Here is an 11,772-nt window from a genome sequence, read left to right as displayed (position 1 = left end):
CCCGGATGCGCACCGCGCTGCGCGAGGCGGGCCTGCGGCCGGACGACCTGACCGAGGCCGACCTCAATCCCGGCCCGCACCCGTTCCCGTGACCAGCCGACCGTCCCCGGTGCGGACGCGCCGAAGAACCGAGACCGAGGACCCGAGAACCCGAGGAACCGAGGAACCGAGGAACCGAGGAAAGGGGGAACCCGTGGGGTACGCCCATGAGTACGCGCACGCCGTCCTGCACCGCGGCCGCGTCCCGATGGAGCCCACCGACCATGTCGTGAACTGGGCCGACGGCCCGCGCAAGGGCAAGTACTACCCGGACGCCGAGGCGTTCGCCCTGCCCGGCACCGAGGACCTCGCCGACGTCCCCGTGGCGCCCGGTCTGCTGCCCGGCGCCGCCAGGGCCCAGGACGCCTGCGGCTCGTCCGGGTTCGGCCTTCCGCTGCTGTCGGCGATGCTCAAGGACTCCTACGGGCTGACCGGGCGCCGCCTCGGCATCCAGGCCAACACCGACCTCGCCGGGCTGCCGTTCTACACCCACGCCAACTGGTCGCGCGGCACCGCGGGCGGCGGCGGGCTCTATCCGGTGAGCATCCACTGGGCGTCCGGCCCCTCCGGCCCCCTCACCCCGGGCCTGCACTACTACGACATCCACCGGCACGCCCTGCAACGCCTGCTGGCCGGCGACGTCACGGACCGGGTCCGCGACGCGCTGGGCCCGGACGCGCCCGCCGAGGCCCTCGGGACCGACCAGTACCTGATCCTCGGCGTCAAGTACTGGCAGAACTCCTTCAAGTACAACAGCTTCTCGTTCCACGTGGTCTGCACCGACCTCGGCACCCTGGTGCAGACCTGGCGGATCTGGGCCGCCGCCCGGGGCCTGCGGCTCGCCCCCGTGCTGTGGTTCGACGAGCCCCGGCTGAACGAACTGCTCGGTGTGGCGGGCGAGGAGGAGGCCGTGTTCGCCGTCGTGCCGCTGCACTGGGACGGGACGGCGCCCCACCGGGACACCGCCCGCCGGGACGCTCCGCGCACGGACCCGCGCCACCGGCCCACCGTCCGGCACCGGGACGCCGAACGCTCCCGCACCCTGCTGGACTTCACCGCGCTGCGCGCCATGCACACGGCGACCCTGGACGGCGCCGCCGACCGGCCCGCCCCCGGCGCGCTGGCCGCCGCCGCGGCCCTCCCCGTCGACGCCGGCGCCGCCGGTGTCCGGGTGGGCCTGCCCGCGCCGGCCTTCCCGGACACCGGCGTCCGCCGGGCCCTGCGCGACCGCCGCTCCAGCTTCGGCAGGTTCGACGCCCGGCGCCGGGTCGGCGGCGGACACCTGTCGGCGGTGCTGGCGGCCTGTGCCGGGACCCGGCTGGCCGGCGACACCGATCCGTCCGGCGAAGTCCGGCTCGCCCGGCTGTACGTCTTCGTCAACCACGTGGAGGGCCTGGAGCAGGGCGCGTACGCGTACGACCCCGACCGCGGCGACCTGTGTCCGGTCGCCCCCGGCCCGCAGGGCTCGTTCCTCCAGGAGAACTACTTCCTGGCCAACTACAACCTGGAGCAGGCCGGCGCGGTCCTGGTGCCCACCGTGCGGACCACCGCCGTCCTGGACGCCCTCGGCGACCGCGGCTACCGGCTCGCCGTCGGCACCGCCGGAGCCGTCGCGCAGAGCTTCTACCTGGCGGCCTCCGCCCTGGGCCTGGGCGCCGGAGTGGCCCTGGGCTTCGACAACGTCTCGTTCGCCGAGCGCCTCGGGCTGGCGGACGGCGACGAGGCCCCGCTGCTCATCATGGCCCTCGGTCACGAACGGCCCGGGCCCGCCGACTTCCGCCACGAGATCGCCTGACGGCCGCAGAGGATTCCCATGACACCCACAGAGTCCGGCGCCCCGGACACCGACCCGGACGCCGTCGCGGAGACCCGGGCCCACTGGGAGCCCGGCAGGCGCTTCGTGCTCCGCGCGGCCGGTCTGCCCGTCGAGACCGTGCACGGCCTGCGCTGCCCCGGCACCCGCCGCTGGGCCGACGCCGTGCTGGCCGAGGAGGAGCGCCTGACGGCCACCGGAGCGGACCTCAGCGATCTGCTCCACTCCCTGGTCAAGTCGACCACCGGCCCCGACGGGAGCCCGGGCGACGCCGCCGTGCGCCGCGGTCTGATCAACCTGCGGCGGCAGGTCTTCAACAACCGGCTGCCCGCCGACCCGGAGGCCGCCGTCCGCCTGGTGACGGAGCTGGACCGGGAGGCCGGCCGGCGCACCGGGCAGTGGCTGCGGGACCGTGTCCGCCTCGAGGAGCTCCGGGCCACCGGAGCGGACCTGCTCGCCGGCGAACTGCGGGAGAGCCGCCGCGTGTTGCGCGGTGCGCTGGCCGACGACCGGCTGCGTCTCGGCCTGCTGCTCGCCTCGCCCGCCCTGGACGGCCGGCTGGACGCCTACCTGCGCGACACCGGCCCGCGGCCGGGCAACCGCCTGCGCAAGATCGAGCGTTCCGCGCTGACCTACCTGTACCGCACGGCCTGCAAGACCAGCCCCTTCAGCACCTTCACCGGCATCGGCCTCGGCACCTTCGCGGGCGACCCCGCGGACGACGGGGCCGCCCTGCGCACCGGCGAGGACTGGGTGAGCCACGTACGGCTCAACGTGGTGGTGCTGGCCCGGTTGACCGAACTGGTCATGGCCGACCCCGGACGCCGCCGGGACCTGCCGGTGGTCCTCTCCCCGGGCTGGGGACGCGACGCCGACCGCATCCGCTACGTACGCCATGTGACGACCGCGGGCGACGACAGCGCCGCCGTCACCTTCGACGCGGTCCGCGACCGGCTGTTCTTCCTGCGCAGCAGCGGCATCCTGGAACGGCTCCTGGAATGGCTCGGCGGCCACGGGTCCCCGGTGCGCCACCGGGACCTGGTGGACTGGCTCCGGAGCGAGCACGACGCCGGGCACGAGGAGTGCGAACGGTACGCGTCGGCCCTGCTGGACCTCGGCATGGTGCAGGTGCCGGTGCTCCGCACGGACGTGCACAGCCCCGACCCGCTGCGCTCCTACCAGGACGCCCTGCGCTCCCTCGGGGCGTCCTGGGCCGACCGGCTGGCCCGTCTGCTGGACGGTCCGGCCGACTGCCTCGCCCGCTACCCCGCGGCCGGCGTCGGTGAGCGCCGCACCCTGTTGAGCACCCTGCGCGGCCGGCTCCTGGAAGCACAGCGGGAGCTGGGAGCGGACGAGCCGACCCTTCCGCAGACCCTGGTGTACGAGGACGTCAGCGCGGGCGACGACCTGGTCTGCGGGCCCGGTGTGCTGAGCGGGGAGACCGGCCGGGCCCTGCGGGCCGTCGAGGGCATCCTGCCGCTCTTCGACCTGACGCTCCCCCAGCGCATCACCCTGCTCGGTTTCTTCATCGCCCGCCACGGCCGGGGCGGGCGCTGCGACGACCTGCTCGGTCTGGTCCACGACTTCCACGAGGACTTCTTCGACCAGTACGTGTCCTTCACCGCCAAGCGGGCCTCCTTCGACGAGAACGGCACCTACCGGCCCGAGGAGAACTGGCTCGGGCAGAGCGAGATGAAGGCCCTCGACCAGGCCCGCCGCCGCTTCCACGAGGGCATGCGCGCCCTGTGGCGGGACAGCGGGGCGCACGAGGCCGAGGAGATCGAGCTGCCGGGCCGGCTGCTCGCCGAAACGGCCGGTGAACTCGAGCCGCTCACCGGTCACTTCACGCCGCAGAGCCACCACCTCCAGTTGTCCCGGCCCCCCGGCGGCCGGCCCCTGGTCGTCCTCAACAAGTCCTACGGCGGACTGGCCTTCCCCTTCAGCCGGTTCACCCATCTCTACGACGGCGCCGGACCGGCCGCGGACCCGGCGGCACCCGGCTTCTGCGACGCCCTGCGCGAGGAGATGGCGGCCCGCCGGCCGGACGGCGCCGTGTTCGCGGAGGTCACCGGAGGGCCGGTCAGCAGCAACCTGAACCTGCACGGCCGGCTGACCGACCACCAGATCGTCTGCCCGGGCGAGACCAGCTCCGTGCCCGAGGAGGCCCGGATCCACCTCGACGACCTCTACCTCGTCCACGACGAGCCGGCCGGCCGCCTGGTGCTCCGCTCCCGCCGCCTCGGCCGTGAGGTCGTGCCGGTCTACCTCGGCTACCTCGTGCCGATCGCGCTCCCCGAGATCCCGCGCACCCTGCTCCTCCTCTCCCCCAGCACCATGGCCCCCTTCGACGTGTGGGCGGGGGTGCCCGAGGGCGAGGCCGAGGACGGGGTCACCCGCAGGCCCCGGGTCCGGTACGGGAACGTGGTGGTCGGCCGGCGCAGCTGGACCGCGGACGCGGAGGCCCTGCCGGTCCGCCGTCCCGGAGCCGGAGAGGAGGAGCACTACCTGGAACACCGGCGCTGGCAGCGCGCCCACGGCCTGCCCGACCGCTGCTTCGCCACGGTCTCCCGCGCCGACCGGGGCCCGACCGGCGCCAAGCCCGTCTACGTCGACTTCGACAGCCCGCTCTCCCTGACCGCGTTCGAAGCCCTGGTGGAGCGGAAGCCGGGCACCCGGGTGACCTTCCGGGAGATGCTCCCCGCCGAGGACGGGCTCCACCTCACCTCCCGGCACGGCCGCCATGTGGCCGAACTCGCCGTGGAGACCTTCACCTCCCGCCAACCGCCGCAGTCCGCCCCGGAGGTCGCACCGTCATGCCCGAACTGACCGAGCCCGCGGCCTTCCGGCCGGCCCCCGAGGGCGCCGGGCCCTCCCCCTGGCTGGCGCTGCACGTCTTCTACGCCGCCAACCCCCGGCCGCTGCTGGTGAACTGCGTCCGCCCACTGGTCGACCGGCTCACCGAGGACGGCCTGCTGTCCGGCTACTTCTTCATCAACTACTGGCTGGAGGGGCCGCATGTGAGACTGCGCCTGCGCCCGAGCGGCCCCGACGCCGAAACCGAGGTGCGCCGCCGCGCCGAGGAGGCGGTCAACGGCTTCCTCAAGGCCCGCCCCGCCCTCTACGAGGTCGACTCGGGCTTCCTCAAGGACTTCTACAACGCCCTGTTCGACATCGAGTTCCCGGGCGAGGACCGGGCCCGGTACATGGGCGCGGACGGCCGGATGAACCTCAGGCCGAACAACTCCTTCTCCCACGAGGTCTACGCCCCCGAGTACGCCAAGTACGGCGGGCCGGCCGGGGTGGACCTCGCCGAGTGGCACTTCCGGCACTCCAGCGACCTGGTCCTGGAGGCGTACCGGAGCATGAACCTGCACCTGCGGACGGTCTTGCTGGGGACCTCCGCCCAGCTGATGATGGTGATGGCGGGCTGCTTCCTCCCCGAGGAGGAGCGCCTCGCGGACTACCTGGACTCCTACTACGCCTTCTGGCACCGGTTGTTCCCCGGTACCGGCTTCATCGGGTCCACCGAGTACGAGCGCACCTACGCACGCATGGCGCCCTCCCTGGGTGCCCGGTTCGCACGGATCAGGCAGGCGGTGGCGAGCGGCGACCTGACCCGGCTGCCGGCGTTCCTGCGGCGCTGGGCCGAGCACTGCCTGGAGCTGCGCGAGAGGGTGGTGGACCTCACCGGGCGCGGCGAACTCGCCTTCCCCGCCTGGGACGGCCCGGCCCGCGAGGACAGCGGCCAGGAGCGTGCCGAGGACCACGACGCGGCTCCCCTGGTGACCGTCACCCATGCGCCGGCGGTGCTGCCCCGCCTGCTGTCGCCGTACATGCACATGACCAACAACCGGCTGCACGTGACGATCCGGGACGAGGCGTACCTGGCCTTCGTCCTGGGCCGGGTGCTGCGCGAGCCGGCCGGCGGACCGCGGGGCGTCTCATGAGCGCCACCGACCGCCCCGCCACCGACCGTCCTTCCCCGGACCGCCCCGCCCCGGACCGGAGCACCGCCGACCAGGTGGCCGCGGGCCGTCCCGCCGCCGTCCGTGCCTACCGGCCCGCCCTGCGTCCGGGCGTGCTGATCGGTCCGCCCCTGCTGCGCGGCCCGCGCACCGTCCACCTCATCAAGCACCCGGTCAGCGGCGCCGCGTTCGAGGTGGGGCCCCGGGAGCACTTCGTCATCAGCCGGCTCGACGGGACCCGGAACCTCGACGACGTCGTGGCCGAGTACGCGGCCCGGTTCCGCCGCAGGCTCCCCGAGGAGCAGTGGACCCGGCTGCTCGGGCTGCTCGGCGCCCGCGGGCTGCTCGCCGGGTCCCCGGACCCCGCGCCGCCCGAGCCGCCCCCGGCCCGCACCGGCACCTTCTGGAAGGGCAGCCGGCGGACCGTCGCCGACGCCCACGCGACCACCGGACGCCTCCACCGGCTGCTGCGGCCCCTGCTCCGTCCTTGGGCTCAACTTCCGCTGCTGGCCGCCGTACTGGTGATGACCGTCGCCGTGTTCGCGGATCCGCCGGCGCTCCTCGACGGAACGCTGGACCTGCTGACCCGTCCCCTCGTGCTGATCCCGTTCGCGGTCTTCCTCTGGTTCAGCGTCTGCCTGCACGAACTCGCCCACGGCGTCGCCGCTCGGCACTACGGCGGTGTGGTCACCGAAATCGGGCTGCGCTGGCGGTTCCCGGCGATGATGATGTACTGCACGGTCGACAACTACCTGTTCCTGCCCGGGCTGCGGGCGAAGCTGGTGGTCGCCGCCGCGGGCGCGTACGTCAACCTGGTGCTCCTGCTGCCCCTCGCGCTCTGGTGGGCGCTCCTGGACCCGGCCGACCCGGTCCGCCCGCCGCTCACCGGGATGCTCTTCGTCGGCATCGTGCAGGCACTGAGCAATCTGGTCCCGCTGCCGCCGCTGGACGGGTACCGCATGCTCGGCCACGCCCTGGGCACCGCCAACCTCGCCCCGGAGACCGGGGTGTACCTGACCCTGCGCCGGCGCGGGCGGGACGCCATTGCCGCCTACCCGCGGCGCGCCCGCCGTCTCTACACGTCCTACGCCGTCACGGCGGTCGCCCTGGTGCTGCTCGCGGCGGCCGGCACCTGCACGGCCGTCGTCCTCCTGCTGCTCCGATGACGCCCCGATCCCGGAAGATCACGCAACTGATGAATGAGGTACCCGTATGAGCTCCACCCCACCCCCCACGGACCACGGAGACCGGCCGGCCGTCGCGGTCGGCGACGTGACCAAGCGGTACGGCGACCGGCGGGCCGTCGACGGGGTCTCCCTGGAGGTCCGGCGCGGCGAGTTCTTCGGGCTGCTCGGCCCCAACGGCGCCGGGAAGTCCACCCTGGTGGAGATCATGGAAGGGCTGCGCAAGGCCGACTCCGGCTCGGTCACGGTGTTCGGCGAGTCGCCCTGGCCGCGCAACACCGCTCTGCTGCCGCGCATGGGCGTGCAGACCCAGTCCTCGGCCTTCTTCGTGCGGCAGACCGTCCACGAGCACCTGCGCACCGTCGCGGCGCTGTTCGGCGCGGACCGCGGGGCCGTCGACGCCACCCTCGACGCCGTGGGCCTCGGCGGGCGGCACGACGTCCGGGTCGACAGCCTCTCCGGCGGCCAGCGGCAGCGGCTCGCCATCGCCTCCGCGCTGGTCCACGGACCCGAACTGATCTTCCTCGACGAGCCGACCGCCTCGCTCGACCCGGAGGGCCGCCGTGATCTGTGGGAGGTCCTGCGGGGCCTCAAGGCGGCGGGCCGGACCATCGTGTACACCACGCACCACCTGGACGAGGCGGAGGCGCTCTGCGACCGCGTGGGCATCCTGGTGGCCGGCCGGCTCGTCGTCACCGACGCACCGCAGCACCTGATCGGGACCTTCGGCGCCGCCAGCCGCCTGCTGGTTCCGCTCGGCCGGATCGACGAGCGGAAGGCCGCGTCCCTCCCCGGCGTGGACGGCGTCACCGTGCAGGGCGGGCACCTCGTCCTGGAGACCCGCGCCACCGGCCGGGTCCTCGCCGCCCTCGACCCCCTCACCGGCCTGGACGGTGTGCAGACCCGCACCCCCAGCCTCGAGGACGTCTACCTCGACATCACCGCCCGGCAGGCCCGGGCCCCCCTCGCCACGGACAACCAGGAGCAGCAGGCATGAGCGCCTACACCGCGCTGACCGCGGCGGGCTACCGCGCGCAGGTCCGGGACAAGACGACCGTCTTCTTCACCTTCGCCTTCCCGCTGATCTTCCTCGTCGTCTTCGGACTGATCTTCCGCGGCCGGGACGTCGAGCAGAGCGGCTTCTCCTACCTCTCCTACACCGCCGCCGGAGTGCTCTCCTGGGGCGTCGCCAACGCCGCCGTCTTCGGCACCGGGTTCACGCTGATGCAGTGGCGCGCGGACGACATCCTCCGGATGATCCGCATGTCGCCCGCCCCGCTGGCCTCCGTCATCGGGTCCCGCTACGTCCTCGCCCTGGGGGTGGGGCTCGTCCAGTCGGTCCTGTTCGTCGGGGTGGCGATGCTCCCCGGGTTCGACCTGGTGCCCGCGTCCCGGTGGCCCCTGCTGGTTCCGGTCATGGTCCTCGGCATCACCACCTTCCTGCTGCTCGGGGTGATCGTCGGCAGCATCGCCGACACCCCGGAGTCGGTCGCCGGCATCGCCAACTTCCTGATGCTGCCCATGGCCTTCCTGTCCGGGTCGTTCTTCCCGCTGGACGCCATGCCGGACTGGCTGCAGAAGATCTCGCTGGTCATGCCGCTGCGCTATCTCAACGACGCGGTGTCGGCCGCCCTGACCGGCCGCGGCGACCTCTCCGACATCGGCGTGGGGTGCGCCGGGCTGGTCGCGTTCGCCGTCGTCCTCGGGGCCGTCGCGGCACGTGTCTTCCGCTGGACGAAGACCTCATGAGCACCGCGACCCGGCTGCTCGCGCATCCGATGGAGGAGGCCCGCGACGCCCTCCAGGCGTCCCTGGAGGGCCACTTCGGCGCCGGTGCCCCACGGGTCGTACCGGTCGGTGCCGTCGGCGCGGGGCGCGGGGACGCCGGCGCCCCGGACCCCTGGGCGGCCGACCGTCCGGCGGCGCTGGTCCACGTCAGTGCCTCGGCGGTCCTGCTCGGTCCCTGGGGAGGCGACGGCAGCGCACCCGCCTGCGGCCGCTGTCTCGCCGTACGGTGGCAGCGGCTGCGCAGCCGCAGCGAGCGCAACGCCCTGGAGACCGGCGGCCCCGACGGGCCCCGCCCGGCCGGCGCCTGGCCGCTGCTCACCGCTCACGTCCGGGACACCGTGGCCGCGCTGTGCGAGGCCCTGCTGCGCGGGCCGCTGCCGGTGCCCCCCGCCGAGGACCCGGCGGACCGCGCCCTGCCCCAGGTGACCCGGCTGGACCTGGCGAACCTGCTGGTCAGGACGTATCCGCTGCTCGCCGACCCGCTCTGCCCCGACTGCGGTCCCCCCGCCCGGGGCCGGGCGCCGGACGGTGTCCGGCCGCTCGCCCTCGCCCCGCGCCCCAAACCGGACCCCGGCACCTACCGGTTGCGCTCGGCCTTCGCGTACCCGCTCCCCACCGACGCCCTGGCCAATCCGGTCTGCGGCGCCCTGGGGGCCGGCACCTGGAGCGACATCACCTCGTCCACCACCGCCCCGGTGGCCGGCAGCGCGTTCGTCCGGGGGTACGCGGGACTCCACGACGTCACCTGGAGCGGACAGGAGAACTCCTTCGCCACCAGCCGCCGGCTCGCGTTCCTCGAGGGCCTGGAACGGTACGCGGGCACCCACCGGCGCGGCGGCTCCGCGCCGGTCGTCGGCTCCTACGACGAACTGCGGGCCGACGCGATCGACCCCGCGGTGTGCGGCCTGTACGGCCCGGAGACCTACCGGGACGACCCCGCGGTCGAGCCCTTCGACCCGGGCCGGCCCATCCCCTGGGAACGGGGCTGGTCGCTGCGGGACGAGCGCCCCGTCCTGGTGCCGTCGCGGCTGGTCTACTACAGCATCCCGTCGGCCGGCGACAACTTCGTCTTCGAGTGCTCCAACGGCTGCGCCATCGGCGGCTGCCTGGAGGAGGCGGTCCTGGGCGGCCTGCTCGAACTGGTCGAGCGCGACTCCTTCCTGAACGGCTGGTACGGCGCGGCCCGGCTCCCCCGCATCGACCTGGGGACGGTCGGCGGTCCCACGGCCGCCGCCATGGTCGAGCGGGCCGCCCTGCAGGGCTACGACGTCCACGCCTTCGACAACCGGATCGACCTGGCGATCCCCGCCGTCACCGTGGTCGGCGTCCGCCGGGACGGGGGTCCGGGCACCCTGTCCTTCGCGGCCGCGGCCTCACTGGACCCGAGGTCCGCGGTCGAGGGGGCCCTGTCCGAGGTGCTGAGCTACATCCCGCACCTGGCCCGGCAGACCGCCGAACGCCGCGGCGAACTGGAGGCCATGGCCGACGACTTCTCCCTGGTGCGTCATCTGAAGGACCACCCCCAGCTCTACGGGCTGCCCCGCATGGCCGAGTACGCGCGCGGCTACCTGGAGCCGTCCGACGCCCTCCCCTTCGACGAGGCGTACCGGGACTGGGAGAGCCGTGGCCGCCCCCGCACCGGCGACCTGCGGGACGACGTCGCCGCGGTCCGGGACGAACTGGTCCGGGCGGGCCATGACGTCGTCGTCGTCGACCAGACCTCGCCCGAGCAGGAACGGATGGGACTGCGGACCGTCAGTACGGTGGTGCCGGGACTGCTGCCGATCGACTTCGGCTGGAACCGGCAGCGGGCCCTGCTGATGCCCCGGCTGCGCACCGCGGCGCGCCGCGGCGGGCACCGGGACCGCGACCTCACCGACGCGGAGATCCGCCGGGCCCCGCACCCCTTCCCGTGAGCCCGTCCCCACCCGGGCCTCCCCGCGCCGCGGTGGAGGCCCGGCCCGTCCCCGGAGTCCGCCGATGAACCCGCCGTCCCACCACGTCCCGGCCCCGGCACCGGGCGACCGCAACGCCCCGCTCGCGACCGGTCACGACGTGCTGCCGCCGGGCGCGGAGAACCTCCTCACCCGCGCCGGGGACGTGCTGCGGCCCGCCCTCGCCCTCTACCTGGACCTGCACGCGCATCCGGAACCCTCCGGACAGGAAGCCCGCACCGCGGACCGTTTCGGCCGGCGCCTCGCGGCGGCGGGCTGCGACGTCACCCACGGGGTGGGCGGCCACGGCGTCGTCGGGGTCCTGCGCAACGGGGACGGCCCCCGTGTCTGGCTGCGGGCGGAGCTCGACGCGCTCCCGGTGCGCGAGCGGTCCGGGCTGCCCTACGCCAGCCGCAACGACGCCATGCACGCGTGCGGCCACGACCTGCACCTGGCCGCGGCGGCCGGCGCCGCGGACCTGCTCGCCCGCCTGTCCGACCGGTGGCGGGGCACCCTGCTGGTGGTGGGACAGCCGGCCGAGGAGACGCTCGACGGGGCCGAGGCCATGCTGCGCGACGGACTGTACGAACGGTTCGGCAGACCCGGCGTCGTGCTCGCCCAGCATGCCGCGCCACTGCCCGCCGGCACGGTCGCGCACGCGGAGCGGCAGGTACCGATGACGGCGGCCGGCGCGGTGCTCGACGTGCTGCTGCACGGACGGGGCGGTCACGCCGCCACTCCGCACCTGGCGGTGGATCCGGTCGTCGCCGCGGCCGCCGTCGTCACCCGCCTCCAGACCGTCGTCGCCCGCGAGACCGCCCCCGCCGACCAGGTGACGCTGACCGTGGGCACGCTGCGGGCCGGGACGGCCGCCAACGTCATCCCGGACAGCGCCGCACTCGGCATCGGGGTCCGCGCGTCGAGCGAGGCGTCCCTCGACCGCGCGCTGACCGCGGTGCGCCGCATCGTCCTCGCCGAGAGCGCCGCCGCGGGCGCCTCCCGGGAGCCCGAGGTGACCGTCGCCTCCCGCTCGGCGGCCCTGCGCTGCG

Annotated in this window: 8 protein-coding genes; all 8 read left to right on the top strand. The window is 74.5% G+C overall.

The window, feature by feature from the left end; all coding sequences use genetic code 11:
- The first annotated feature begins 193 nt into the window (after positions 1–193).
- A complete protein-coding gene (locus B7L92_RS34885; protein WP_081241229.1) occupies positions 194–1,834 on the top strand; it encodes a nitroreductase family protein in 1,641 nt (546 codons plus the stop codon).
- A gap of 18 nt (positions 1,835–1,852) precedes the next feature.
- Complete coding sequence (locus B7L92_RS34880) at positions 1,853–4,678, top strand: lantibiotic dehydratase (protein WP_081241228.1); 2,826 nt, start codon at positions 1,853–1,855, stop codon at positions 4,676–4,678.
- Complete coding sequence (locus B7L92_RS34875) at positions 4,666–5,799, top strand: lantibiotic dehydratase C-terminal domain-containing protein (protein WP_081241227.1); 1,134 nt, start codon at positions 4,666–4,668, stop codon at positions 5,797–5,799. The genes B7L92_RS34880 and B7L92_RS34875 overlap by 13 nt, the downstream gene beginning before the upstream one ends.
- A complete protein-coding gene (locus B7L92_RS34870) occupies positions 5,796–6,983 on the top strand; it encodes a M50 family metallopeptidase (RefSeq protein WP_255311279.1) in 1,188 nt (395 codons plus the stop codon). The genes B7L92_RS34875 and B7L92_RS34870 overlap by 4 nt, the downstream gene beginning before the upstream one ends.
- 46 nt (positions 6,984–7,029) lie before the next feature.
- Complete coding sequence (locus tag B7L92_RS34865; protein WP_081241226.1) at positions 7,030–7,998, top strand: ABC transporter ATP-binding protein; 969 nt, start codon at positions 7,030–7,032, stop codon at positions 7,996–7,998.
- Entirely contained in the window at positions 7,995–8,750 is a 756-nt protein-coding gene (locus B7L92_RS34860) for an ABC transporter permease (RefSeq protein ID WP_081241225.1), read from the top strand. Before B7L92_RS34865 ends, B7L92_RS34860 begins: the two co-directional genes overlap by 4 nt.
- Positions 8,747–10,705, top strand: coding sequence for a TOMM precursor leader peptide-binding protein (locus B7L92_RS34855; RefSeq protein ID WP_438364046.1), 1,959 nt, complete (start codon positions 8,747–8,749; stop codon positions 10,703–10,705). The genes B7L92_RS34860 and B7L92_RS34855 overlap by 4 nt, the downstream gene beginning before the upstream one ends.
- Positions 10,706–10,769: 64 nt before the next feature.
- Positions 10,770–11,772 (top strand): amidohydrolase (locus B7L92_RS34850; RefSeq protein ID WP_107501710.1); only part of this gene is annotated, 1,003 nt, incomplete at its 3' end.

The organism is Streptomyces viridosporus (assembly GCF_002078235.1).
GTDB classification, from domain to species: Bacteria; Actinomycetota; Actinomycetes; order Streptomycetales; family Streptomycetaceae; genus Streptomyces; species Streptomyces viridosporus.
This window is presented reverse-complemented; position numbering and strand designations above follow the sequence as displayed.

What these genes read in the sequence shown, in the direction of transcription:
- B7L92_RS34880 (WP_081241228.1), top strand. Translation starts at nt 1,853, where the DNA reads ATGACACCCACAGAGTCCGGCGCCCCGGACACCGACCCGGACGCCGTC.
- B7L92_RS34875 (WP_081241227.1), top strand. Translation starts at nt 4,666, where the DNA reads ATGCCCGAACTGACCGAGCCCGCGGCCTTCCGGCCGGCCCCCGAGGGC.
- B7L92_RS34870 (WP_255311279.1), top strand. Translation starts at nt 5,796, where the DNA reads ATGAGCGCCACCGACCGCCCCGCCACCGACCGTCCTTCCCCGGACCGC.
- B7L92_RS34865 (WP_081241226.1), top strand. Translation starts at nt 7,030, where the DNA reads ATGAGCTCCACCCCACCCCCCACGGACCACGGAGACCGGCCGGCCGTC.
- B7L92_RS34860 (WP_081241225.1), top strand. Translation starts at nt 7,995, where the DNA reads ATGAGCGCCTACACCGCGCTGACCGCGGCGGGCTACCGCGCGCAGGTC.
- B7L92_RS34855 (WP_438364046.1), top strand. Translation starts at nt 8,747, where the DNA reads ATGAGCACCGCGACCCGGCTGCTCGCGCATCCGATGGAGGAGGCCCGC.